The organism is Bradyrhizobium manausense (assembly GCF_018129685.1).
GTDB lineage: Bacteria > Pseudomonadota > Alphaproteobacteria > Rhizobiales > Xanthobacteraceae > Bradyrhizobium > Bradyrhizobium manausense_D.
The window spans coordinates 111,690-135,869 of sequence record NZ_JAFCLG010000010.1; the positions used below are offsets into that span (position 1 = coordinate 111,690).

At 63.7% G+C, this 24,180-nt stretch carries 19 protein-coding genes; 5 read left to right on the forward strand and 14 right to left on the reverse strand.

All coding sequences use genetic code 11. The annotated features are described in order from the left end of the window. Nucleotides 1–224: 224 nt before the first annotated feature. On the reverse strand, nt 225–1,331 hold the full coding sequence (gene tcuB / locus JQ621_RS22985) for a tricarballylate utilization 4Fe-4S protein TcuB (protein ID WP_212236957.1): 1,107 nt from the start codon (nt 1,329–1,331) through the stop codon (nt 225–227). Further along, the gene (gene tcuA / locus JQ621_RS22990; RefSeq protein WP_212236958.1) at nt 1,318–2,709 is read right to left on the reverse strand and encodes an FAD-dependent tricarballylate dehydrogenase TcuA; all 1,392 of its coding nucleotides are present in this window, start codon (nt 2,707–2,709) and stop codon (nt 1,318–1,320) included. Before tcuA ends, tcuB begins: the two co-directional genes overlap by 14 nt. 157 nt (nt 2,710–2,866) lie before the next feature. Here tcuA and JQ621_RS22995 point away from each other — a divergent pair, with 157 nt between their 5' ends. After that, a complete protein-coding gene (locus tag JQ621_RS22995) occupies nt 2,867–3,550 on the forward strand; it encodes a GntR family transcriptional regulator (protein ID WP_212236959.1) in 684 nt (227 codons plus the stop codon). Nucleotides 3,551–3,676: 126 nt separating this feature from the next. On the opposite strand, the gene JQ621_RS23000 is transcribed toward JQ621_RS22995, so the two are convergent. Both JQ621_RS23000 and pdxR read right to left on the reverse strand, forming a co-directional pair. Further along, nucleotides 3,677–4,474, reverse strand: a complete 798-nt coding sequence (locus tag JQ621_RS23000; protein ID WP_212236960.1) for a transporter substrate-binding domain-containing protein — start codon at nt 4,472–4,474, stop codon at nt 3,677–3,679. A gap of 390 nt (nt 4,475–4,864) precedes the next feature. Beyond that, on the reverse strand, nt 4,865–7,573 hold the full coding sequence (pdxR, locus tag JQ621_RS23005) for a MocR-like pyridoxine biosynthesis transcription factor PdxR (protein WP_212236961.1): 2,709 nt from the start codon (nt 7,571–7,573) through the stop codon (nt 4,865–4,867). Between the two features lie 196 nt (nt 7,574–7,769). Between pdxR and urtA the strand changes: the two genes are divergently transcribed. After that, nucleotides 7,770–8,996, forward strand: a complete 1,227-nt coding sequence (urtA, locus tag JQ621_RS23010) for an urea ABC transporter substrate-binding protein (RefSeq protein ID WP_212237196.1) — start codon at nt 7,770–7,772, stop codon at nt 8,994–8,996. A 182-nt stretch (nt 8,997–9,178) separates the two neighbouring features. Here the strand turns inward: urtA and ybaK are convergent, their stop codons facing one another. From ybaK to mobB, 8 genes are all read right to left on the reverse strand, one after another. Then, nucleotides 9,179–9,652, reverse strand: coding sequence for a Cys-tRNA(Pro) deacylase (ybaK, locus tag JQ621_RS23015; protein WP_212236962.1), 474 nt, complete (start codon nt 9,650–9,652; stop codon nt 9,179–9,181). Nucleotides 9,653–9,819: 167 nt separating this feature from the next. Next, entirely contained in the window at nt 9,820–12,588 is a 2,769-nt protein-coding gene (fdhF, locus tag JQ621_RS23020) for a formate dehydrogenase subunit alpha (protein ID WP_212236963.1), read from the reverse strand. Then, nucleotides 12,585–14,294 (reverse strand): NADH-ubiquinone oxidoreductase-F iron-sulfur binding region domain-containing protein, encoded by a 1,710-nt coding sequence (locus JQ621_RS23025; protein WP_212236964.1) that lies wholly within the window; start codon nt 14,292–14,294, stop codon nt 12,585–12,587. Before JQ621_RS23025 ends, fdhF begins: the two co-directional genes overlap by 4 nt. A gap of 247 nt (nt 14,295–14,541) precedes the next feature. After that, nucleotides 14,542–14,829, reverse strand: a complete 288-nt coding sequence (locus JQ621_RS23030) for a hypothetical protein (protein ID WP_212236965.1) — start codon at nt 14,827–14,829, stop codon at nt 14,542–14,544. Nucleotides 14,830–14,920: 91 nt separating this feature from the next. Beyond that, nucleotides 14,921–16,576 carry an OFA family MFS transporter gene (locus tag JQ621_RS23035; RefSeq protein ID WP_212236966.1) on the reverse strand — a complete coding sequence of 552 codons (1,656 nt, stop codon included), beginning with the start codon at nt 16,574–16,576 and terminating at the stop codon, nt 14,921–14,923. A gap of 317 nt (nt 16,577–16,893) precedes the next feature. Then, on the reverse strand, nt 16,894–17,157 hold the full coding sequence (locus JQ621_RS23040) for a sulfurtransferase TusA family protein (RefSeq protein WP_212236967.1): 264 nt from the start codon (nt 17,155–17,157) through the stop codon (nt 16,894–16,896). Nucleotides 17,158–17,202: 45 nt separating this feature from the next. Then, nucleotides 17,203–18,459, reverse strand: coding sequence for a molybdopterin molybdotransferase MoeA (locus JQ621_RS23045; protein WP_212236968.1), 1,257 nt, complete (start codon nt 18,457–18,459; stop codon nt 17,203–17,205). A 9-nt stretch (nt 18,460–18,468) separates the two neighbouring features. Beyond that, complete coding sequence (mobB, locus tag JQ621_RS23050; RefSeq protein WP_212236969.1) at nt 18,469–18,996, reverse strand: molybdopterin-guanine dinucleotide biosynthesis protein B; 528 nt, start codon at nt 18,994–18,996, stop codon at nt 18,469–18,471. Between the two features lie 106 nt (nt 18,997–19,102). Between mobB and fdhD the strand changes: the two genes are divergently transcribed. The 3 genes from fdhD to JQ621_RS23065 all read left to right on the forward strand — a co-directional run bounded on the left by fdhD (nt 19,103) and on the right by JQ621_RS23065 (nt 20,952). Then, nucleotides 19,103–19,993: a formate dehydrogenase accessory sulfurtransferase FdhD gene (fdhD, locus tag JQ621_RS23055; protein WP_212236970.1), complete on the forward strand. Its 891-nt coding sequence runs from the start codon at nt 19,103–19,105 to the stop codon at nt 19,991–19,993. Then, nucleotides 19,980–20,630 carry a molybdenum cofactor guanylyltransferase MobA gene (gene mobA / locus JQ621_RS23060; protein ID WP_283813209.1) on the forward strand — a complete coding sequence of 217 codons (651 nt, stop codon included), beginning with the start codon at nt 19,980–19,982 and terminating at the stop codon, nt 20,628–20,630. The genes fdhD and mobA overlap by 14 nt, the downstream gene beginning before the upstream one ends. Nucleotides 20,631–20,700: 70 nt before the next feature. Next, nucleotides 20,701–20,952: a hypothetical protein gene (locus JQ621_RS23065; RefSeq protein ID WP_212236972.1), complete on the forward strand. Its 252-nt coding sequence runs from the start codon at nt 20,701–20,703 to the stop codon at nt 20,950–20,952. Between the two features lie 153 nt (nt 20,953–21,105). Here JQ621_RS23065 and JQ621_RS23070 read toward each other — a convergent pair whose 3' ends face one another. Both JQ621_RS23070 and JQ621_RS23075 read right to left on the reverse strand, forming a co-directional pair. Next, entirely contained in the window at nt 21,106–23,052 is a 1,947-nt protein-coding gene (locus JQ621_RS23070) for a molybdopterin biosynthesis protein (RefSeq protein ID WP_249125488.1), read from the reverse strand. A gap of 13 nt (nt 23,053–23,065) precedes the next feature. After that, on the reverse strand, nt 23,066–24,175 hold the full coding sequence (locus JQ621_RS23075; protein ID WP_212236974.1) for a molybdopterin-binding protein: 1,110 nt from the start codon (nt 24,173–24,175) through the stop codon (nt 23,066–23,068). Nucleotides 24,176–24,180: the final 5 nt, after the last annotated feature.

Consider the following 24,180-nt stretch of genomic DNA (forward strand, 5'->3'; position numbering starts at 1 on the left):
AGGCTCGGTCACCTCTCCCGCTTGCGGGAGAGGTCGGCGCGAAGCGCCGGGTGAGGGTTTTCTCCTCTTGGGGGTTCTCGCGAGTGGAGATACCCTCTCCCCCCGCCCTCCCCCGCAAGCGGGGGAGGGAGCACACCTCCCCTCGTTGCGGCATTCAAAGCTTGTCTAACCAGCGACTGCCGCACCGTCGGATGCACGGTGCGACAGCGTTGTGCTGCTCAGAACTAAGAGCCGGCTTCGTTGCGCCGTTCCTGCGCGTAACGCACCAGCGCCACGAAACGATAGATGCCGTGCACGAACTTGCCATAGGGCATGGTGATGAACAGGGCAAACACCGCGCCGAGATGCAACGCGAGCAGCGGCCCCATGGCGGCGGTTTCGCGCAGGACCAGGAGCAGCATGCCGGTTGCTCCGGTCAGAAACAGCATGGCGATGAAGCCGGTATCCATGCCGGTGCTGTTCTCGTCGAGCAGCTCGGGCGCACGGCGTGATTTGGCGACGAACAGCCCGATGGGACCGACGACGAGGCCGATGCCGCCGAGCGTGCCGAGCACCACGGGCAGGTCCCACCACGGATACGGCGCCTCGCGGCCGAGCAGATAGTGATAGAGCGTCGCAACCGAGGTCGCGGCAAAGCACAGCAGGAAGCCGTAGAACGTCAGGTGATGAAACAGCTTGCGCCGGTCGGTCGGCTTGTCATCCTCGTTGTAGCAGCCGACGCCGCCGCCATGGAGATAGCGCAGCTCATCGGCATCGCGGATCGCCTGGACAATCGAGCCGCCATCGGCCCGGCCGCCGATCGGCGTGCCGATGTCGCGCCAGAAGGCACGCACGCTCATGACCAGCGCGAGGATCGCATAAAGAAACGCAGCACTGAACAGCGCGGCCATCGCATTGTGCGGCATCAGTCTGTAGAAGGCGCCGGGGCCGGTGTGCACGCCGAACAGCACGCTGCGGTCGTTCAGCGCCACGAAGCCGACGATGAAGGCTGCCATGCTCAGCGCGGCAATGATGCTGATAACCAGGCCGTTGCGCGCGAAGGCGCCGGACAGCGCCTGCGGCCAGGCATAGGCGGCATAGGATTCCGCGCGCGCGACCGCGAGCGTCCTGGGGACGTTGACGTTGAACTCGTGGGGCGGCGAGAACTGGCAATCGACATAGCAGGCGCCGCAGGAATGGCAGAGATTGGCGAGATAGTTGAGATCGCCGTCCGAGAACGCGCGGCGCATCTCCATCGCCGGAAATACCGCGCAAAGACCCTCGCAATATCTGCAGGAATTGCAGACCGTCATCAGGCGGTCGGCTTCGTCCAGAATCCTAGTTCCGTGCATGTTTCGCCGCTTCCCGTCCTGCGATCCGCCCGAATACGCTGCCGATGGTCATGCCCATGCCGGCGGCGTAACCCTTGCCGAGCACGTTGCCGGCCATGATCTCGCCGGCTGCGAACATGTTGGCCGACGGCTTGCCGTCAGCCATCAGCATCCGCGCCTCCTTGGTCACGCGCGTGCCGAGATAGGTGAAGGTGATGCCGGGCCGCACCGGATAGGCGAGATAAGGCGGCGTCTCGATCCGGCGTGCCCAATGCGTCTTGGGCGGCGTGATGCCTTCGGTGCGACAGTCGTCCAGGATGGTGTGGTCGAACGTGCCCGGCCGCACCGCGGCGTTGAATTCGGTGATGGTCTTGTCCAGCGCGGCTGGATCGAGATTCAGCTTGCCGGCAAGCTCGGCGACCGTCTGCCCGGCGATCGGCGGAAACAGCGTCGGCATGAAGCTGGTGACGACCGTGGAGTCAAAGATGATGTAGGCGATCTGGTCGGGCTGCGCCGCGACCAGCCGGCCCCAGATCGCATAACGTTTCGGCCAGATGTCCTCGCCCTCATCATAGAAGCGCTGGGCGTGCTTGTTGACGACGATGCCGAACACCACGGAGTCGTGCCGCGTGATGATGCCGCCGTCGAATTTCGGCGCGCGGGCATCGATGGCGACCGCGTGGCACTGGGTGGGGTCGCCGACCTCCTGCACGCCCTTGTCGAGCAGCATCTTCAGGATCGAGCCGCGATTATAGGGCGTGCCGCGGATCAGGAAATTGTCAGCGGCCTCGCCCCAATATTGCTTCAGCCATTCGATGTTCGCCTCGAAGCCGCCGGCTGCGGCAACCAGCGCGCCTGCGCGGATCTCGGTCTCGCCCTTGATCGGCCGCTTCAGGCGCGCGGCGAGGAACATTCCATCCTCGATCACCAGATCGGTGACTTCGGCGTCGTATTCGACCTCGACGCCGAGTTGCTCAGCGGTGAGATAGAGCGCGTTGAGCATCGCGCGTCCGCCGCCGAGGAAGAAGGAGTTGGTGCGGCCAAGACTCAGCGTGCCGCCGAGCGAGGGCTGCCAGCGCACGCCCTGCTCCACGATCCAGTTCAGGATGTCCTTGGACTCACGGATCATGTGGCGGGCGAGCACCTCGTCGGTCTTCCCGCCGGTGACGCGCAGCAGATCCTCCCAGAACTCCTCCTCGGTATAGGGACCGGTGAGGATTTCGGTCGCAGCATCGTGAGCGCAGCGCATGTTCCGCGTGTGGCGGGTATTGCCGCCCCGATAGAATTTTGGCGCACCCTCGAGCACGAGCACCGATGCACCGCCCCTGCGGGCGCTGATCGCAGCACACAGTGCCGCGTTGCCGCCGCCGATCACCAGCACATCGTATTTGCTGCCCATGCCGTCCGTCCGATGCGACGAGGTTGGAAACTTTCCGCCCGCAAGAGGCCCCCGGTCAAGCCGGACCGCCATTGCGTACTTTTGTATACAAAGATATACAGATGCCGCGCAAGCGGCATCTTTGCAGGGGCAGGATCCGTCTGCGCTGCGAGGAACCATGGCCAGACGCCCGGCAAAGGCAGGCGGATCGATTTCGCGCGGGGGCGGCGTGGCGCTGGGCGAAGCGGTATTCCGCTCGCTCTGCGCGGCACTCCAGGCCGGCAGCTACCGGGCCGGCGATCGGCTACGCGAGGAGGAAGTCGCGCAGCGACTGAAAGTCAGCCGCACGCCGGTGCGGGAGGCGCTTGGCCGGCTCGCGGCGCGCGGCTTCGTCGAGCCCGCCGGCGGCCGCGGCCTGATCGTGCGCAATCTCGACATCGCCGAAGTGCTCGAGCTCTACGCCATGCGCGAGATCATGGAAGGCGCCGCGGCGCGCCTTGCCTCCGAGCACGCCTCCGCGACCGAGGTCGACGCGCTCAGGGATATCGAACAGGCGTTCGTCGAAGCGTCCGAGACCGAAATCGCCGACATGGCAAGGCTCAACCGCGCCTTCCACGAGGCGATCTGCCGCGCCGCCCGCAACCGCTATCTCGACAATGCCTCGCGCGAGTTGCAGGACTGGATCGCCCTGCTCGGTCCGACGACCTTCACCGTCACGGGTCGGCCCTCGACCAGCCATGCCGAGCATCAGGCCATCATCGCCGCCATCGCCACGCGCGACGGCGACAAGGCCGAGCAGCTCGCCCGCGCGCATATCCGCGAGGCGCTGCGCTGCCGGCTCAAGCTGCTGCAGAAGCAATAGGGCGCGTGCGCATGAAAGTCGGCTTGCGCGAGTTTAGCGGAAGTCGCCCCGTTTGGTCGATATCGACTGCTTATCAGCCGAAGCGGACGTGAGCCGTCGTTCGTTCGCTTGCCGGAAGAAAAATGGTTACGGTACCCGAACTCCGCGCAACCCTGCCTCAACGATGGCTTTCTGGACGGTCCCATCGGACCGGATTTTATTCACGAACTCGTCGACAGTGGGTAGTGCCGCAGCGGCGCGCTTGCGCACTCCTATCGCCATTTGAACGACGTTGAAGTGTCCGGGTAAGACGTGCGCACCGGGCAACGCGTCTGCGATCCGGTAGGCGAGGTGGAGGTTCTCGCCATAAACGTCGGCCGTTCCCGTCGCGAGCGCCTCGCGCGCCGGCTCGAACCCACCAGGCACTGGGACAATCTCTGCATTCTTGATCAGGCGCTTCAACACCGCGTTTGGCGCGCTACCTTGCGCAACCGCTATCCTCACGCCAGTTCTGTCGACTTCCTCCGCAGCGGTCGGCGCGGCACCGGGACGGGCGACATAGCCATTGTCGACCTCCATGAACGTGTTGCTGAATGCCAAATACTCCGCGCGGGACGGATCACGCGCGGCAAGTCCAATATCCCACTCGTCGTAGGCGAGGCTTTCGTTATAGAGCGCGGGATTGTCGTACGGTTTCAGCTCGACTGGCACGCCAAGATGCGCTGCAAGCGCGTTACCAACGGCTACGGACACGCCACCAAGGCTCTTGTCCGGACGGCGCGTAACCAGAACTGGGTTGGATGCGATGAGTGCGACGCGCAGTCTGCCGGTTGGGGCCAATGTACTGGTGGCTGACAAGGTTTGCGCCTGCGCTGTCGACTGCGTCGAGCAGGCTGTGGCCAATGCTGTGATTGTGCCCGCGACCGCCTCTCTTCGTGTCCACATGGTGCAACTCTCCGACGTGCCGACCATTCGCACTATCACAATCTTAGACCGCCCGCGCGACGACTCAAGCCTTCGCTACCTAAATTCGGGATTTGGCAGATATTGTTGCAGACCTCGGCGTTCTACTGAAAGACTGTCTGTTTTCAGGCGTAGAGCGGTTGGACACACTCGGCGATCCCGAGAGACGACGATCGATAGGCGCAACGTTTTCCATACCGTCCTGGCGCAATGCGGTTAGGCGTTCTCCGGGCCCCGACGGTTCCAGAGAACTCGCCTGCCCGGTTACGGTGACAGTGCACTTAATTGATGTAGGTGCCGAACGAGGCCGCGGAGCCGGGGCAAGGGGCGATCGCGAGCAAATTTAGTGCACTGTCACCGTAATGCGCGTGGTCAATCGTCAGCTGTTTGCTGAGCCACGAACTTGCTCTTGTCGGTCCCGCAATCGGGACACTCCCAGTTCGGCGGAAGGCTCGCGAAAGGAAGCGGCCGTGCCGCCTCGTCGTAGATGAAATAGCAGCCACGGCAGATCATCCGACGTGACGTCTGCACGAGCAATGGCGGCGTCGGCTTGACCATCTCGGGCTTCGTCGCTCCGGAGACGATCGTGTCACCCGCCGCAACCCGTCCGCCAGACCGGGTTACCAGATAGACGCCGAGATCCTTGTGCCCAAATGCCGCGCGCAAGGCGCCTGGGATGTCACGATCCCGTTCTCCGCTTACCGGATTCACGTTGGTTGCGCCGCATCTGCCATTGCGGCGGTCGACGCGAAAGGTTGCGTCGCCGATCGTAATTTCGCTGCCGATCCAAGAGAATTCTTCCCATGGTTCGGGACCGTCGATGTAGACATTGGCCCGAAAGCGCAAGGGATCGATCGGGACTTTCCAGCGTGCCTCTAGATCCCTGATTGTGGCGAGGTTGATCAGCGAAATGACGTTGTCTGGCTTGTCCATGAAATGGCCGGAACGGCTGTACACGAGCTTCGGCAGCGGATCGTCCGGACGCGCAAGCGTGCCCAGCAGCCTTTCGGCCTCCGTCCGGCCATCGGCTGTGTCGAGCGGAGCCGTAACAAAGCTGCGACCATCGATTTCAATAGTCATCTTCAGGCTGTCGGGATCGACGCGCGTATGTGCCAGCGCCAGCCGTTCTTCCAGCATCAGCATCAGAAAGAGCGCCTTCTTGGCCCAGAGGGGATTTTCCCAGCTGATGTTGCTGTTGGCGCGGGCAAGTGCGAAAACACGATCGAAGGGAAAGGGTCTGTCGGGAGCGAGTTCCACCTCCGTGATCCGTTCCGGGCTGAGGCCTTTGACGGGATAGCGATAGAGGTCGGTCACAAGCATGCGGGATGCCTCTCGTACAAATCTTCGGAGCGGCGACCTTGACCTGCCGACGCGCATACCGTGAAGCGCCAGTTCGCGTCGAGATGGAGGAGCCGGTCGCCGGTTTGGCTTCTCGGCATCCTTGAAACGTGCTGGGACAGGATCAGACGAAAGCAGTTCGTTGAGAAACTCGTGGTGCCGGTCGAGCCGGTCGTCGACGACGTCGGACAGCCGCGCAATGCCTTCGACGATCTGGCGCGGCGTCAAGGCGCCAAATCCCATCACGACGGCACGCTGCGTCAGGGGGCATGACGGACTTGCCCAGACGCCGGCCGTGCTGAAGCCGTAGACGCCAACGCGTGCGCGGCGGGCCAGCATCTCCAGCGTCGTAGCGACCGGCAAACCCGGCGGAAGGCGCCACAGCATGTGCAGCGATCCCGAGCAGCTGCCAAGGTCGACCTCGCCGAAATGACGCTGGAGTTCCTCGATAAGGACGTCGCGTGACAGCCGGTAGGTGCTCTGCAGTCGGGCGAGGTGAGCAGCATACCCGCCGCACTCCATGAAGCGCGCGAGCGCGGCCTGCTCGAGCCACGCTGTCCCGTTGTTCATCAATGTCTTTCGCGCTCGGAAGTACCCGGCAAGATGCTGCGGGACCACGATGAAGCCGAGCCGCAGACCCGCGCCGAGGACTCGGGAAAAACTTCCAACGAAGACGGTTGATGCGGGAGCCATGCTGGCAATGGCCGGGCGCCACTCACCATCAAAGCGAAGGTCGGCACCGCAATCGTCCTCCACAACGTAGCTCCCCGTCGCCGCACACCAGTCGACGACGCGGCGCCGGCGCTCCAGCGACAGATTGAAACCCGTGGGATACTGGTGCGAAGGTGCGATGTAGAGCAAGGATCCATCGCGATCTGGAAGTTCGTCGGTCTTTAGTCCGCTCTCATCAACTCCGATGCCGTTGATACGCGCACCGGCTGCCTCGAACGCATAGACGGCGCCCTGCGAGGATGGATCCTCGACGATGACGGGCCGCCCGGGCAACACCAGGACCTGCGCGCATAATGACAGCGCCTCCTGGGCGCCATTGACGACGAGTATGCATCCCGGTTCAGTGACGATGCCGCGCCGTGCGGCGAGATGGGCGCAGATCGCCTCGCGAAGGCTGAAGTATCCGGCCGGCTCGCCATAGCGGGCGATATCGTGTGCCCCGCCGGTCAGCGCAGCCTGCAAGTGACGACGCCAGGCGCGCATCGGGAAATGGGTGTGACCTGGGCGGTTGGGCATGAAATCGAACGACAGTCGCTGGCCTTGATCCGACGTCAGGCGAGGCGATTTCGGCATGCTGACAGTGACGCGTGCCGGTTCGTCCGCGGTCGTGCTCCGATCAGGAGGGCTCACCAACAGCGGTTGCCGTGCGACGATCGATGAGGCAGGGCGGGCATCGGCAAAGTTCTCGAGAATGAGTTGATCGTAGGCGCGTACGACCGTGTTGCGGGAAACCGACAGCTGGGCCGCAAGCCGACGCGACGAAGGCAGCCGCGTCCCGGGCAGAATGATGCCCTGCCCGATCGCGCGCTTGAAATGCGAAACGATCTGATCGGTGAGAGGCTCCGGCCGTGAGCGATCGAGGAAGACGGATATGGTCATCATCCTGAATCCTGATGCTGGGCCTGGAGCAATAACAGTGCCAGTTTCGAACTGGTATATCGGTCCAGTGCGGCAGGTCCGACTGGACCCAATTCGGCCGCCAAGGCTGGACCCTCCCTCGTGACAAAGCATCAGCCATTCGGCAGGACGCCTGCAAATGCTGCTGATCAGCGGACGCGGTGAGCATATTGCGGGCAAGTTGTCAGACTTGCGCCTGATAACGAGGCAATCAACTGGCCCACTCACGTCGATCGGCGCCGGGTCTCGGATCTGCGAGGCACGGCTGCCAATTTGGAGCGCATCACCAACGCACGGAAAGGAAATGTTTATGCCCATCACGCGACGCACCCTTCTGGCCACGGCGACCGCGCTTGCTGTCGCCGCAACATCATCGGCCGCCATCTCGGCCGAGTCGGACACGATCAAGATTGGCGTGCTGCATTCGCTTTCGGGAACGATGGCGATCAGCGAAACCATCCTGAAAGACATGATCCTGATGCAGGTTGCGGACCTGAATGCCAAGGGCGGCCTGCTCGTAAAGAAGGTAGAAGCCGTCGTCGTCGATCCAGCATCGAATTGGCCGCTATTCGCCGAGAAAGCGCGCGAACTCGTCGTCCGCGAAAAAGTCGTTGCCGTGTTTGGCTGCTGGACCTCTGTCTCCCGCAAATCAGTGTTGCCGGTCTTCGAGGAGCTGAACGGCCTGCTGTTCTATCCGTTGGAATACGAAGGCGAGGAGCAGTCGAAGAACATCTTCTACGGCGGATCAGTTCCTGACAACAAGGCGATCCCTGCGGTCGAGTACCTGATGAGCGCAGACGGCGGCAACACCAAGCGCTGGATTCTCGAAGGCACCGACTACGTCTATCCGAGAACGAGCAACAAGATCATCCGTGCCTTCCTCAAGTCGAAGGGTGTCGCCGACGAGGACATCCGCGAGAACTATACGCCGTTCGGCTTCACCGACTGGCAGACCGAAGTGGCAGCCATCAAGGCGTTCGGAAAGTCCGGGAAGAAAACGGCCGTGGTCTCGACCATCAACGGCGATGCGAACATCCCGTTTTATAAGGAACTCGGCAACCAGGGCGTCAAAGCGTCGGAGATTCCGGTCATTGCCTTCTCCATCGGTGAAGAGGAGCTGAAGGGCATCGATACGAAACCGCTGGTCGGCCATCTCGCCGCCTGGAGCTACTTTCAATCGGTGAAATCCCCGGAAAACCAGCAGTTCATCGCGCACTGGCGCGACTACACCAAGGATCCGAGGCGCGTAACCAATGACCCGATGGAGTCTGCGTACGATCTGTTCCAGCTCTGGGCGCAGGCGGTCGCAAAGGCGGGATCGACGGACGTAGCGAGGGTCAGCGAGTCCATCGTGGGTCTCAAAGTGCGCTCGCCGACAGGATATGACGTCACGATGAACTCAAATCATCACCTGACCAAGCCGGTGATGATCGGCGAGATCAAGTCCGACGGACAGTTCGACATCGTCTACCAGAGCAAGCCAATCGCACCAAAGCCATGGAATCCTGTCTTGGCTGAGAACAAGGATAAGAACTAGCACCGCAGGCACTATCGCGGCGTCCGTTCATGGTCGCGATAGTGCCCCTCAATGGTCAAAGGATGAGATTGACCCTCAACGGACTTTCGCTTCGTTCGGGCCATGGTTTGAGTTCGCCAATTGTTTCGTCGATCCATCGCGCTTTAGCCAACTTGCCACGCGGGCCGTCAACGTGAGTGCCGTCAAGCCAGCACGTCCGCAACGACCGCTTTAACAAAGTCCCGCACATCGGCGGGCTTCATCCGCACCTGCAGGCCGCGCTGGCCGCCATTGAGATAGACGAGGTCATGCGTAAGCGCGCTCTGCTCGATCACGGTGCGCACGGGCTTGCGCTGCCCGAACGGGCTGATGCCGCCGACCTTGTAGCCGGTGACGCGCTCGGCCTCAGGCGGCTTCATCATCTGCGCCGCCTTGCCGCTCACGGCTGCGGCGAGTTTCTTCATCGAGACTTCCTGGTCGGACGGCACGATGACGCAGACCGGCTTGCCGTCGACCAGCGCCATCAACGTCTTCAGCACGCGCGCCGGGTCCTCGCCGAGCGCGGCGGCCGCCTGCAGGCCGATGCTTTCGGCGTCAGGATCGTAGTCGTAGCTATGAACGGTGAAGGCCACGCCGGCGGCTGCGAGCGCGCGGGTGGCTGGGGTGACTTTGGACATGGGGCAGGTTTACCACCGTCGCTGCGAGCGGCGAAGCCGCGCGCTGCTGGTGATCATGCCTTTATACAGGTGTTTTGCCCGACGCCGCAAGCAATTTCGGCAAGACCGAAAAAATCCCCAGGCATTTCAACGAGGACTCTACTGTGCATGGGGTTGTTTTTCACCTGCTACTCCGCCGCGTCCCGCATCTCCGCGCGTTCGGCGCGCGCTGCGCAGAACTTGAACTCCGGGATCTTGCCGAACGGGTCGAGCGCCGGGTTGGTCAATAGGTTCGCCGCCGCTTCGGCGTAGCAGAACGGCATGAACACCATGTTCTCCGGCACGTCGCGATCCGACCGCACCTTGACCTCGACGGCGCCGCGGCGCGTCTCGAGCCGGATAAAATCGCCGGGCACAAGCTTCTTCCGGTGCATGTCCTTTGGCGACATGAAGGCGACCGCCTCGGGCTCGATCTGGTCGAGTACCTGGGCACGGCGGGTCATCGAACCGGTGTGCCAGTGTTCGAGCACGCGGCCGGTCGAGAGCACCATCGGATATTCGTCGTCGGGCAGCTCATCCGGCGGAATCACCTTGGCCGGCACGATCTTGCCGCGGCCGCTCGCGGTCGGGAAGCCCGTGGTGAAGATGATCTCGTTGCCGGGCAGGTGCGGATCGTCGGCCGGATAGGTGACGGCGCCTTCGCGCAGCAGGCGCTCCCAGCTGATGTTCTTGAGCGACGGCATCAGCTCCGCCATCTCGGTGTAGACCTCGCCCGGACCGGCATAATTCCACGGCAGGCCCATGCGCTTGCCGATCTCCTGGATGATCCAGAGATCCTGCCGCGCATCGCCGGGCGGCTTGATCACCTGGCGTGCAAGTTGCACGCGGCGATCGGTGTTGGTGAAGGAGCCCTCCTTCTCGGCAAAGGCCGAGGCCGGCAGGATGACGTCGGCGTGGAAGGCGGTCTCGGTGACGAAGAGATCCTGCACCACGAGGTGGTCGAGCATCGCCAGCGCCTGGCGCGCGTGCTGCAGATCAGGATCGGACATCGCGGGGTTCTCGCCCTCGATATACATGCCCGTGATCTCGCCGGCATGGATCGCGTTCATGATCTCGACCACGGTCAGGCCGCGGACGGGATCGAGGTCCTGGTCCCACAGTTTTTCGAAAGCCCCGCGCAGATCGTCACGGCCGACCGGCTGATAGTCCGGCAGGAACATCGGGATCAGACCGGCGTCGGACGCGCCCTGCACGTTGTTCTGGCCGCGCAGCGGATGCAGGCCCGTGCCGGGACGTCCGACCTGGCCGGTGATCAGCGCAAGCGCAATCAGGCAGCGCGCATTGTCGGTGCCGTGGACGTGCTGGCTGATGCCCATGCCCCAGAAGATGATCGACGATTTTGCGCGCGCATAGGTGCGCGCGACCTCGCGCAGCGTCTGCGCCGGGATGCCGCAGATCGCCTCCATCTTCTCCGGCGTGAATTCCTTGATCTTCTCCTTGAGGTCCTCGAACCCTTCGGTGTAGCCGGCGATGTATTGATCGTCGGTCAGGCCTTCGGTGATGATCGTGTTGATCATCGCGTTCAGCATGGCCACATCGGAGCCCGGCTTGAACTGCAGATGCTTGCTTGCGTGACGCGACAGCGTCTGCCGGCGCGGGTCCATCACGAACAGCTTGGCGCCGTTCTGCTTCACCGCATTCTTGATGAAGGTCGCCGCAACCGGATGGTTCACGGTCGGGTTGGCGCCGATCACCCAGATCACTTCCGCGTCCATCGCGGCCGAGAACGGCGCCGACACCGCGCCCGAGCTCAGGCCCTCGAACAGCGCAGCGACCGACGATGCGTGACACAGCCGTGTGCAATGATCGACATTGTTCGAGCCGAATCCGGTGCGCACCAGCTTCTGGAACAGATAGGCTTCCTCGTTCGAGCCCTTGGCCGAACCGAAGCCGGCCAGCGCCTTCACGCCCTTCTCGTCGCGGATCTTGACGAGGCCCTTGGCGGCGATGTCGAGCGCTTCGTCCCAGCTCGCCTCGCGGAAATGCGTGAAGGGATTGGCGGGATCGACCTGGTCGTTGGCATCCTTCTTCGCATTCGGCAACCGCACCAGCGGCTTGGTCAGGCGATGCGGATGGTGGATATAGTCGAAGCCGAACCGACCCTTCACACAAAGACGATTGTGATTGGCCGGGCCGTCGCGCCCTTCCGCATAAATCACCTTCTCGTCCTTGACCTCATAGGTGACCTGGCAGCCGACGCCGCAGAACGGGCAGAGCGAATCGACCTTGCGGTCGGCATAGGTGACGCGCGTTTGCTTGTCGTCCAGCATCACGGCCGGCATCAGCGCGCCGGTCGGGCAGGCCTGCACGCATTCACCGCAGGCGACGCAGGTGGATTCGCCCATGGGATCGTCGAAGTCGAACACGATCTTCGAGCCGTGATTGCGATAGGCCATGCCGATGACGTCGTTGACCTGGACCTCGCGGCAGGCGCGCACGCACAGGCCACACTGGATGCAGGCATCGAGATTGACGCGCATCGCCGGATGGCTGGCGTCGGTCTCCCAGCGCTCGGCGGCGGGAAAGCGACTCTCCGTCACGCCAATGGTCTCGGCCCAATGCCAGAACTTCGACTCCGGATCGTGGCTGGTCTGCCGCGCCGGCTGGTCGGCGACGAGCAGCTCCATCACCATCCTCTGCGCCGACACCGCGCGCGCGCTCTCGGTCTTGACCTTCATGCCGACCGACGGCGTGCGCTTGCAGGACGCGGCGAGAACCCTCTCGCCCTCGATCTCGACCATGCAGGCGCGGCAATTGCCGTCGGGGCGATAATCGGGCGCGGGCGAATAGCAAAGATGCGGGATCTCGCGGCCCTGGCGCTTGGCGACCTGCCAGATCGTCTCGCCGGGCTTGGCCTCGACCTGCTTGCCGTCGAGCTCGAACGTAATCTTGGTCATTCGGCCGCTTCCTTGAACTCGTCAGGGAAATATTTGATCACGGTAGCAAGCGGATTCGATGCCGCCTGTCCGAGCCCGCAGATCGAGGCATCGCGCATCGCCTGGCTCAATTCTTCCAGTAACGCGCGGTTCCAGACCGGCTTCTGCATCAGCTGCGCCGCCTTCTGGGTTCCAACACGGCACGGCGTGCACTGGCCGCAGCTCTCGTCCTCGAAAAACTTCATCAGGTTCAACGCGGCCGCGCGCACGCTGTCCTGCTGCGACAGGATCACGATCGCGGCCGATCCAATGAAGCAGCCGTATTTCTCCAGCGTGCCGAAATCGAGCGGGATGTCGTCCATCGTTGCAGGCAGAATGCCGCCGGACGCGCCGCCCGGGAGATAGGCGTAGAACTGATGGCCATCGGCCATGCCGCCGCAATATTCATCGATCAGCTCGCGCACGGTGATTCCGGCGGGCGCGAGCTTCATGCCGGGGTTCTTGACGCGACCCGAGACCGAGAAGCTGCGCAGGCCGTGACGCTCGTGGCGGCCATTGCCCTTCCACCAGTCGGCGCCCTTCTCGACGATGTCGCGCACCCACCACAGCGTCTCGATGTTGTTGATCAGCGTCGGCAGGCCGAACAGGCCGACCTGGAACGGATAAGGCGGTTTGTGGCGGGGCAGGCCGCGCTTGCCCTCGATGCTTTCGAGCAGCGAGGACTCTTCGCCGCAAATGTAAGCGCCGGCGCCGCGGCGCATGTGCAGCGTCGGTCCGCCTGCCGGGAGCCTGGCGATCTCGCGCTCCAAGATCTCGCGGGAGGCGGGGTATTCGTCACGCAGATAGATGTAGACGTCGGAGGCCTGCACCACATGCGCGCCGATCAGCATGCCCTCGATGAAGCGATGCGGATCGGTCTCGAGATAATAGCGATCCTTGAACGTGCCGGGCTCGCCCTCGTCGCCGTTGATCGCCATCAGCCGCGGACCGGGCTCGCCGAGCACGGCGCGCCATTTGCGTCCCGTCGGGAAGCCGGCGCCGCCGAGGCCGCGCAGCGCGGCGTCGTCGAGGCCCTTCAGCAAATCGTCCGTCGACATCTCGCCGGAGCGCACGCGACCCAGCAGCTTATAGCCACCGCCCGCGACATAGGCGTCGTAGTCGATGTACTTTGGCAGATGCGCGTGCGTGTCGCCGGCTTTCGCGGCCGCCATGACATTGGCGACGGTCGCATGATCGACGAAGTTATGACCGACTTCCGCGGCAGGCGCCGTGTCGCAGCGGCCGACGCAGGGCGCGCGCACGACGCGAATGCCGGGGCCCGACGCGCCCTGCAGATCCTGAAGCAGCTTTTCACCGCCGAGCATCGCGCAGGTCAGCGAATCGCAGACCCTGATCGTCAGCGGCGCGACGTCGGGCTCGCCTTCCTTCACCACGTCGAAATGGGCGTAGAAGGTCGCGGTCTCGAACACTTCGGCGAAGGCGAGCTTCATCTCGTCGGCGAGCGCGGCGAGATGCGCGGCCGAGATCTGATGGTATTTGTCCTGGATCAGATGCAGATATTCGATCAGCAGATCGCGCCGCCGCGGCCTGTCGCCGAGCAATTGCTCGATCTCGTGCGCGGCTGTCGGATCGACCTGTCGCCCCTTGGGCGTGGCCTTGGCGCGCCGGCGCCCCTCGCCCGGATGCTCGAATTCCCTGACCTTGTGAACGTCGTCGTTGCTGCTCATGGAAACGTCGCGTTCTCCTCAAAAGCACGATGACCTCGGGCGGGATTGCCATCGCAATCCGCGCTTATTCCTGGCGTGACACTGGGGAACCGCATCGCTCGCATCCCGCAGATCAGGTCTCATTCCAAGCGACTCTAGCTTCTGGTATACCAGAGGCCAAGTGAATTTAGAACGTCTCCATAAGGATTGAGGAGGCAGGCAGCCGCCTTGCCCTGCCCCTGACGCAAACGCGACGCGGAACTTCGCCTCAGGTCTTGCTCATGCATTCTTCGATGGAGAACCAGCGATCGTCGCCGGTCAGTCCCTTGGCCTTCACCTCGGCGCGACAGGCCTTCAGCTTCGGCCGGTTGGCGGACCATTTGGCCTTCATCTCTTTCAACTTCTGCATGGTCAGCTTGATCTTGCCCGGCGGCTTGGCGTCGGTCGTCGTCGCGGCAGGCGCGGGTGTTGCAGGTGCCGTTGCAGTCTGCGCAGACACGGTGTGTAGGCTTGCTGCCAGCAACATGGCGGCAAGGCAGATACGGGTGCGAAGCATGAAATCCCCTGGATTCTATTCTTGTTCAATTCGGCGGAAGCACGCCGCGGAAGGCCGGCATTTGGCCTCTCGCGGCGATGCGTATCTGCGATCAGAAGATCTTGACCGCGCTCTCCAGTGTTTTCCAGACGCCCCAGGCCAGGGGAACGCCAACGAAAGCCCAGAATAGCGCCGCCTTGACATCGAGACCGCCTTTGCCGATGCCGAACGAGCCGTGCTGAATGGCCGCTTCGCTCTTTGCACTGGCCGCCTGCAATCTGGCGACTTCAGCCTCGCTCATATTCCACTTCGGATCGACCGGCTTGATCAGATAGTTGCAGATCAGGCCGGCGATCAGCATGGCGCAGAGGATGTACATGGTCGTGTTGTAAAGCTGGTCGCGCGGCACGCCGGCCGCTAGCTGGAACTCGCGGATGTAGTTCACGACGACTGGACCGATGATGCCCGCGGTGGACCACGCCGTCAGCAGCCGGCCATGGATGGCGCCGACGAACTGGGTGCCGAACATATCGGCAAGATAGGCCGGCACGGTCGCGAAGCCGCCGCCGTACATCGACAGGATGATGCCGAAACCGACCACGAACAGCAGCTTCGAGCCCATCGCCGCGAAGGTCGGCGCGAGTGCATAGAGTGCGATGCCGAGCAGGAAGAACGTGTAGTAGGTGTTCTTGCGGCCGAGATAGTCGGATAGCGAGGCCCAGAAGAACCTGCCGGCGATGTTGAACAGCGACAAGAGACCTGCAAACCCGGCCGCGATGCCGGCGATGACGGTTTTCTGCTCAGTCGAAAGCTGGCTGAAAGTCAAATCGGGCAGACCGATCAGCTTGCCGGCGAAAATCTCCTGCAACATCGGTGAAGCCATTCCGATCACGCCGATGCCCGCCGACACGTTCAGACACAGCACCCACCAGATCAGCCAGAATTGCGGCGTCTTGTGTGCGTTGTTGAGATGCACGTGGTGCTCGGTGATCATCGACTTCTTTTCGCTCGGGGGCGTCCAGCCCTCGGGCTGCCAACCGGCCGGTACGACGCGATAGGCGAAGGCGCCGATCATCATGAAGACGAAGTAGATGACGCCCATCGCGACGAAGGTCTCCCAGACGCCGACCGAGTTCGGCGTCTTGAAATAGTTGATCAGCAGGTTGGCGAGCGGCGCGCCGATCATGGCACCGCCGCCAAAGCCCATGATGGCCATGCCGGTCGCCATGCCGCGACGGTCGGGGAACCATTTGACCAGCGTCGACACAGGCGAGATGTAGCCGAGGCCGAGACCGACGCCCCCAATCACGCCGCAACCCAGCCACATGATCCAGAGTTGATGGACATAGACGCCGAGAGCACCGATCAGAAGACCACCGCCCCAGCAGCAGGCGGCGACGGCGCCCGCCTTGCGCGGCCCGGCGCGCTCGAGCCAGCCGCCCCAGATCGCGGCGGAGACGCCCAGCAGCACAAAGAACAGTGTGTACATCCAACCGAGGCTCGCGACCTTCCAGTCGCAAGTCGTGGTGAACAGCTCCTGCCATAGTGAGATGTCCGGGCACGCCTTGCTCTGCGTCACGCCGATCGCACGCGACAGCGGCAGCCAGAACACCGAAAAGCCGTAGGCCATGCCGATGCAGAGATGAATGCACAGCGCAGCAGGCGGCACCAGCCAGCGATTGAAGCCAGCCTTCGCCACTGTATGTTCGCGGTCGAAAATTCCCGCGCCAGCGCCCGAAATCCTTCCAGCGCTCTCGATTGTCGTCATGCACTCCTCCCCTGCAGCTGCCCTTCTGAGCAGCCTGCCGCTACGATCCTGTTCCTCAGCCCATCGCGGCGCAGCTGTTGTCCCTGCTGCCCCGCACAATCACCCGACGCGCGCCAGGATCGTCACGCGCGTCTGAAAAGTTAACCCCTCGACCGGGGCTCTATGCCCGATACGATCTGCAGGCTTCGTGCGTGGCCTGTTGGTCCGCGCATCGCGGACAAGACTCAACCTCCGCGCCCGCGCGGACAAAGTCAATTGGGGCAGAAGCCGTGATCGATGTCGATAGATAAAAGGTCGGTACCGGCGCGGTCACGCGCCTAAGAACGCAGCGCAGCATTGGCGCTGTCTATCGAGCCATTTGCTTTTTCTATCAAGAACACGATGCGCGCCTCGTTGCGCTCGGTGATCTCCACCGTGTCGCCCGTCTCGCGGATCAGGTTCGGAATGTCAATCACCGACAAGGGGTCGGTGCAGTGGACTTCGAGCTGATCGCCCGGCTGCAATGGTTTCAGCGCCTTGCGCGTTTTCAAGGCTGGCAGCGGGCATTTCAGCCCGGTGAGATCGAGCGTCGTTCTGGTCATGAGCGCAACATGGCGGGAGGGATCGACGGCGTCAACGCGAGGACCTCAGAACAGGTCGGCGTAGGACAGGAAACCTACGCTGTCGCCCGGTTCGACGCGCGTGACCTCTTCGCCGAGTTCAATCAGGCCATCAGTCTCCACCAATGACGACAACAGGCCTGCCCCTTCGCGGGGGAACTTGACGACCTCGAATGTGCCATCCTGCGCGCGGCGCAAGGACGCACGTACATATTCGCGGCGACCGATCTTCTTGTTGTAGGAGAAGGCGGCGCGCAGCGGAATCGGCGTCAGCGGTTCGGGCAGACTACCGGCAAGCGCCAGCACGGTCGGCCGCACCACATGGACGAACGTCACGAAGCTCGCGACGGGATTGCCCGGCAGCCCGATCAACGGCGTGCCGCGGATGATGCCCATCGCCACGGGCCGGCCGGGCTTGATCGCCATCCGCCACAGCACCAGTGAGCCGACGCTCTCGACAGCCGCCTTGACGTGATCCTCCTCGCCGGTCGAGACGCCGCCGGTGGTGAGGATCAGATCGTGGCTGCCCGCAACCAGCTTCAATCCGTTCGCCAGCGAATTGCGCTCGTCGCGCAAAATGCCGAGATCGGAGACTTCGCAACCGAGTCGGCGCAGCATCGCCATCAGCATGAAGCGGTTGGAATCGAACAGCTGCGACGCCGCACGCGGCTCGCCGGGCGAGGCCAGTTCGTCGCCGGTCGAGAACACCGCGACGCGGATGCGCCTGACGACATCGAGGTGGGTCAGGCCAAACGCGGCGGCAAGCGCGACATGCTGCGGTCGCAGCCGTTGGCCGGCGCGCAGTGCGACATGCCCGACCGGAATGTCCTCTCCAGCCGGACGAACATTGGCACCGGGTTTCAGCCCGGGAGGCAGCACGATCTTGCCTGATGCATCGATGCGGACGTCTTCCTGCATGAAAACGGTCTCGGCGCCCGGCGGCATCGGCGCGCCGGTAAAGATACGCGCGGTGTGGCCATGCTTGATCGGCGCTTGCGCAAGGCCGCCGGCCTGGATGCGTCCATCAAGCGGAAATGCCTGTTCGGCTTTTTGCGGAAGATCCTCGTTACCCACAGCGTAGCCGTCAACGGCGGAGTTGGTGAAGGGCGGCAACGGCAAGGTAGCGGCGATATCGCGCGCCAGAACACGTCCGTCGGCATCAACCAATGCCACCGTCTCAAAATCAGCAATCGCCTTGACGCGGGTCGTGATCTGGCCAACGGCCTCGTCGACCGACATCATCGGTCCGCCGAAGGCAAAGCAATCATCCGACAGTTGCGCCATGGTTCCTCGTCAGCGCGTCGCCACGCTTCTTGCAACCGCTTCCTCGACCGGCATCGCCGCACGCAACAGCAATGAAGCCGCAGCCTCGATATCATCGAGATGGACCGTCGGCAGCCGGGTTTCAACCGCCGCATCGGTCGCAATTCCGACAATGCCGGGATCATCCGGGAACAGCAACGGCTTGTCGTTGGCCGCGCGATGCACCTCGATCTTGCCATGCGGTTCGCGCTTGAAACCCTCGACCACGACGAGATCGACCGCGGACAGCTTGCTCAGGAGTTCCGGCAGCCGCGGCTCCGTCGCACCGCGCAATTCGTGCATCAAGGCCCAGCGATTCGACGACGCGACCAGAACCTCGGCAGCACCGGCCTCGCGGTGGCGCCAGGAATCCTTGCCGGGCACATCGACGTCGAACCGATGATGCGCATGCTTGATCACCGAAACTCGCAGACCCATCGCGTTGAAATGCGGGATCAGCCGCGTCAACAGCGTGGTCTTGCCCGCACCGCTCCAGCCCGCAAGGCCGATGACTTTCATCGCAACTCAATCTCCGCCGACTGCTTGACGTGCCGGAACCGTCTTCTCCATGGTCGACCGCATGCTTATATCGGCTTGACCCGAATGTCATGCTAACGTCGCGGCCATGATGAAGATCGATAAAGCCCCGGTGCCGCTCATCGTCCCCAATCCGGACGACCCGCGCCTGACCCAGAGCGTGACCGGGACCGACCAGACCGGCGCCAGGGTCGAGATCAAGGTTCCGATGGAGCGGCCGCTGACGCTCTATCTGAATTCCCAGGAGATCGTCACGATGATGACGATCGGCGACTATCCGGAATATCTGGCGCTCGGCTACTTGCTGAACCAGAACATGCTGAAATATCAGGATGCGGTTACGGAGGTCGAATACGACGACGACCTCCACGTGGTCGTGGTGCGCACCTCACACCACACCAATTTCGAAGCCAAGCTGAAAAAGCGGACCCAGACCTCGGGCTGCGCGCAGGGCACCGCCTTCGGCGACCTGCTGGAGGCGGTCGAGAGCGTTGCGCTGCCGAAGGCCGAGCTGCGCACCTCCTGGCTCTACCAGATGACACGGACCATCAACACCATGCCCTCGCTCTATCTCGAGGCCGGCGCCATCCACGGCTGCGTGCTGTGCAAGGAGGGCGAGCCGTTCTGCTACACCGAAGACGTCGGCCGTCACAACGCCGTCGACAAGATCGCAGGCTGGATGTACCGCCACGGCGTCGATGCGTCCGACAAGATCCTCTACACCACCGGGCGCCTGACTTCGGAGATGGTGATCAAGACCGTGCGGATGGGGATTCCGATCCTGGTGTCACGCTCCGGCTTCACGGCATGGGGTGTCGATCTCGCACGGCAAGTCGGCCTCACGCTGGTCGGACGCACCCGTGGCAAGCGCTTCATCGTACTCGCCGGCGAAGAACGCATCGTCTACGACCAGAACCTCGACTACGTCGAAGAGGAATCGGCAAAACACAAGCGCAAGGGCGAAGTTGGTGACGACTAGCATTCCGGCAACGGACACTCCTCCAACTCTTGGCGTGCTGCTCGCCGGCGGCCTCGCGCGGCGCATGGGCGGCGGCGACAAGCCGATGCGGACCATCGACGGCCGCACCATCCTCGAGCGCGTGATCGCGCGCCTTTCGCCTCAATGCGACGGTTTGATCCTCAATGCCAACGGCGATCCCGCGCGCTTCGCATCGTACGGTTTGCAGGTCATTGCCGACGACGTGCCCAATTTTCCCGGCCCCCTCGCCGGAATTTTGTCGGCGCTCGACTGGACCGCGGCGAACCGACCGGAGATCGAATGGGTGCTCAGCGCCGCCGGCGACTGCCCGTTCCTGCCCCGCGACCTCGTCGCGCGGCTGCACGAAGCGCGCGCCAGAGAGAACGCGCAACTCGCAGTCGCCGCGTCCGGCGACAAGTCGCATCCGGTGATCGGCTTGTGGCGCGTCGCGCTGCGTGACGAGCTACGCCACGCCCTGGTCGTCGAGGACCTCCGCAAGATCGATCGCTGGACCGCACGCTATCCGCTCGCGACGGTGACATGGCCGGCCGAGCCGCTCGATCCGTTCTTCAATGCGAATACGGTCGAGGACATCGCCGAGGCCGAGCGGCTCGCGGCGCTCGATGCGGCATCCTAGCGCTTAACGGGATATCGAACCGTATCGAGGCGTACTGCGACTACTGATCGGGACGTATTCCGGATCAGTCATGACCGACTCTCTCCTGAATGCCATAATGGCCGTCGTCGATTTCGTGTTCGACCTCTGGAAAATGATCGACAGCATCAAACGGCTGAGCCGACGGGCGACCGGCAGCGACAGGATCGTCGACGTCCCTCCCGACCCCAAGCCACTGCCGCCTGCAGCACAGCGAGCGCTCGCGGAAGCCGAAGAGCGCGAACGCGCTCGAGAGCGGGCCGCTCAAGCCGCCAGCGGCGCCGACCCGGCGTCGTGGCGGTAGACCCAACTCGCATTGGTGCGCTCTTTCAGCCAGATGTTGGCGCGAGGTCTCCCGCACGCGCGTGGTCCTGAAAGCGTTCGAACGCCGCGCGCAAATCGCGCACGCGTCCTCACCCTTCACGCCGCGCGGCTTGAGTGCCGCGTCGCCCATCGTCTATGCGGGCCGAAATCCCGCTCGTTCCAGTGCAGCACGCGCCTCGTCTGAGCCGAGTGCGTGGAGGAACGCCTGCACCGCCGACCGCTGCTTGCGCGCCGTCACCAGCGCAAAATCATAGTGTTCTTCCGCGAACGGAATGAAACCAAGGCCGACCGCATGGGCGACCGGCGCAATGGTCATGCCCCAATCGGCGCGGTGCTGTGCAACGGCGGCGGCCACAGCATTGTGCGAGCGCGGCTGGTTCCAATAGCCCTCCGGACGCGCGCCGCCAAGCAACCGGTCGATCAGGATACGTGTGCCGGCCCCCTGGTTTCGGTTGACCATGATGCAGGCGGGATCAGCGAGCGCAGCCGCGACCGCCGCCTCGGCACCAAGCCCATCGAAACGTTTGTCGTCCTTGCGGAAGACAATACCCTGCATCCGCCGCCACCCCGGCACGAGCACGAGCCCCTCGACGAGATAAGGCGTGTTGTAGGTTTCGCTTCTGTCGTCGAACAGATGGATCGGCGCGAGATCGCACTCGCCGCGCTTCGCCGCCGCAAGTCCGCCGAGGCTGCCGACGGCGATCGAGCGCACGGCGAGGCCCACATGCGCGAGCGGCGCGGTGACGAGATCGAGGCCGGTGCAATGGCTGCCGACAATAACGAGGTCAGGCACCCGCACATGCGGCGTGAAAAGCGTCACCTCCGCTTCGGTCCCTGCCGGCATCTGGTCCGCAAGTGCGTCGATGCGCAAAAAACCATCGGCCTGCGCGAAGGATGTGATCGCACCGGAACCCTTGCCGGAGGGATAGGCGATCAAGCCGTCCTTGCCCTCGACCAGCGAGACCATGACGAATTCGACGCGGCCGAGCTCGGAGGTGATGCGCACCGGCACGGTCGCGCTCACCCTGGCATCGGAGCGCGCTGGCAGTCCGGCCATTTTGCGCAGCACCGGCACGATCATGTCGTGGAAGGTGAACATCGCCGAGGTCGGAAAGCCTGGCAGGATCACCACCGGCTTGCCGTCGCACACCGCGAGACACAGCGGCTTGCCGGGCTTGAGCGCGACGCCGTGCGCGATGATACCGGGTTGGCCGAGCCGGCCGATGATGCGATGGGACAGGTCGCCAGCGCCTTTCGATGTGCCGCCTGACAGTACCAGCATGTCGGCATCTCTGAGCGCGCCGCGCATGGCGGCCTCGAGCCTGGCCTCATCATCAGGAACGGCGCCGAGGAAAACCGCCTCGCCGCCGTTCTCGTCGATCGCGGCTGCGACGATCGCACCGTTCGTATCGTAGATCGCCGCGGGCGCAAGCGCCTCGCCGGGCTGTACGAGTTCATCTCCGGTCGAAATCACGGCCACGCGCGGCTTGCGGGCAACTCTGACGTCGGCGACGCCACAAGCTGCCAGCATACCGATCTCGCGCGAGCCGATGATCGTTCCGGCGCGCAACAGCGCTTCGCCGCGCGCGATGTCGGAGCCGGCATAGGACACGAATTGCCCCGGAGACACCGCGCGGCGAATCTCGATCGCGTCGGAGCCGCTCGGCTGGGTATGCTCGACCATCACGACGGCGTCGGCGCCCCGCGGCAGCGGGCCTCCAGTCGCAATTGGGGTTGCGGTTCCCGTTGCGACGTGCAGCCTCGGAGAAATGCCGCAGTGAATGGTCTCGCCGTTCAGCACGAGATTCACGGGCGCGCCTTCTCCGGCGGCTGAAATATCCGACGAGCGCACCGCAAAGCCGTCGACATTGGAACGGTCGAACGGCGGCACGTCGATCGGCGCGGTGATGTCTTCAGCGAGTGCTGCGCCAAGTGCATCGGCAAGCCTGCGCCGCTGGCTTGGGATTGCACGCGGGAACAGCGCCGCCTCGAAGCGAGCCAAGGCCTCCTCGCGCGAGAGGATCTTGAGAAATTGCTCCTGCTCGAGCCCGCGGTCCGGCGGCTTCGGGATCATCGTCATGCCGGAATCCATATCATTCCCGCATGAGATAAGCATCGACCGGCTCGCCCGCCGCAAATCCCTCGTCGCTGGCGGGAATGAGCAGCCATGCATCCGCGCGGGCGATGGCCTGGAGCGGCCATTCGCCCACGGCAAGCGGCATCCAGGTTTTATGGTCCTCAGCCAGCAGAGCGATCTCCGCAAGACCGACGCTCGATGCGACCTTGCGCGCGAGCGGAAATGTGGCCGTGCGACGGCACAGCCGCGCCGACAATTTGTCGATGAGAGGAACCACCAACGCAAGCCAGACCGCGAGCGCCGAACCGGGCGAGCCGGGCAAGGCGACAATGGGAACCCTTCCCAGCCGCCCGACGGCTGCAGTCCGACCAGGCTGAAGCGCAAGACCATGGGCGAGTTCCGCTCCGCATTGGGTCAGCGCCGCCACCGCAAAATCCGCGCGACCGACGCCGCTGCCGCCGATCGTCAACAGGCTATCGCAGGCGGAAACGTCGAGCGTCTCCGCGATCGACGCCGCATCACGCGCGACCGCTTCATGCGCGCTCACATCCGCCCCTGCCGCACATGCGAGGTCGGCAATCATCTGCATCGTCGCGGTTGAATTGCAGGGCACGTTCACGATACGCAAGCGCGGCCGCCTGACACTCAGCTTTTCGCAACCGGCAACGCGTGCGGCCAGGAGAGCTGCTGATCCGACAGGATATCCCTCGACGGAAGCGGGCGAGTTGTCCGCGACGTCGCTGCCGGCGCGCCCAACACCCTGTCCCGGAACGCCCTCCGCCAGCACCTGGGCGAGCGGACCCGACACCTCGACAGCATCGGCGTCGAGCACGCAATCGCACCTCGTCGGCATGAGGTCGCCGGCATCGACCCAGACCGGAAGCTCGGTCAGAGGCAGCGGCGAATAGGAGGACGCACCGACGAGATCGTTGGCGCTGAGCGCCCAGCCATCCACGACGGCAATGTCGCGCGGCGGTTGGGCCGGCAGCAACGGCATTCCCGCCGAGATACAGCCAACCGCGTCCCGTAGCGGCAATTCGATCGGCGCGACCGGATCAACGTTCCGCAGCAGCGCGGCAAGCGCAGTGTCAAGCGGCGTCAGCGATGGCGGCAGGCGCTGGGTCATGCCAC

Bases quoted from the DNA above. Each gene is read 5' to 3' on its own strand.
- tcuA (WP_212236958.1), bottom strand. From the start codon at position 2,709: ATGGGCAGCAAATACGATGTGCTGGTGATCGGCGGCGGCAACGCGGCA.
- JQ621_RS23045 (WP_212236968.1), bottom strand. From the start codon at position 18,459: ATGGCGCAACTGTCGGATGATTGCTTTGCCTTCGGCGGACCGATGATG.
- JQ621_RS23065 (WP_212236972.1), top strand. From the start codon at position 20,701: ATGACCGACTCTCTCCTGAATGCCATAATGGCCGTCGTCGATTTCGTG.
- pdxR (WP_212236961.1), bottom strand. From the start codon at position 7,573: ATGCTTTGTCACGAGGGAGGGTCCAGCCTTGGCGGCCGAATTGGGTCC.
- JQ621_RS23030 (WP_212236965.1), bottom strand. From the start codon at position 14,829: ATGCTTCGCACCCGTATCTGCCTTGCCGCCATGTTGCTGGCAGCAAGC.
- JQ621_RS23035 (WP_212236966.1), bottom strand. From the start codon at position 16,576: ATGACGACAATCGAGAGCGCTGGAAGGATTTCGGGCGCTGGCGCGGGA.
- JQ621_RS23075 (WP_212236974.1), bottom strand. From the start codon at position 24,175: ATGACCCAGCGCCTGCCGCCATCGCTGACGCCGCTTGACACTGCGCTT.
- fdhD (WP_212236970.1), top strand. From the start codon at position 19,103: ATGATGAAGATCGATAAAGCCCCGGTGCCGCTCATCGTCCCCAATCCG.
- JQ621_RS23070 (WP_249125488.1), bottom strand. From the start codon at position 23,052: ATGACGATGATCCCGAAGCCGCCGGACCGCGGGCTCGAGCAGGAGCAA.
- JQ621_RS23025 (WP_212236964.1), bottom strand. From the start codon at position 14,294: ATGAGCAGCAACGACGACGTTCACAAGGTCAGGGAATTCGAGCATCCG.
- ybaK (WP_212236962.1), bottom strand. From the start codon at position 9,652: ATGTCCAAAGTCACCCCAGCCACCCGCGCGCTCGCAGCCGCCGGCGTG.
- fdhF (WP_212236963.1), bottom strand. From the start codon at position 12,588: ATGACCAAGATTACGTTCGAGCTCGACGGCAAGCAGGTCGAGGCCAAG.
- JQ621_RS22995 (WP_212236959.1), top strand. From the start codon at position 2,867: ATGGCCAGACGCCCGGCAAAGGCAGGCGGATCGATTTCGCGCGGGGGC.
- JQ621_RS23040 (WP_212236967.1), bottom strand. From the start codon at position 17,157: ATGACCAGAACGACGCTCGATCTCACCGGGCTGAAATGCCCGCTGCCA.
- JQ621_RS23000 (WP_212236960.1), bottom strand. From the start codon at position 4,474: ATGTGGACACGAAGAGAGGCGGTCGCGGGCACAATCACAGCATTGGCC.
- urtA (WP_212237196.1), top strand. From the start codon at position 7,770: ATGCCCATCACGCGACGCACCCTTCTGGCCACGGCGACCGCGCTTGCT.
- tcuB (WP_212236957.1), bottom strand. From the start codon at position 1,331: ATGCACGGAACTAGGATTCTGGACGAAGCCGACCGCCTGATGACGGTC.
- mobB (WP_212236969.1), bottom strand. From the start codon at position 18,996: ATGAAAGTCATCGGCCTTGCGGGCTGGAGCGGTGCGGGCAAGACCACG.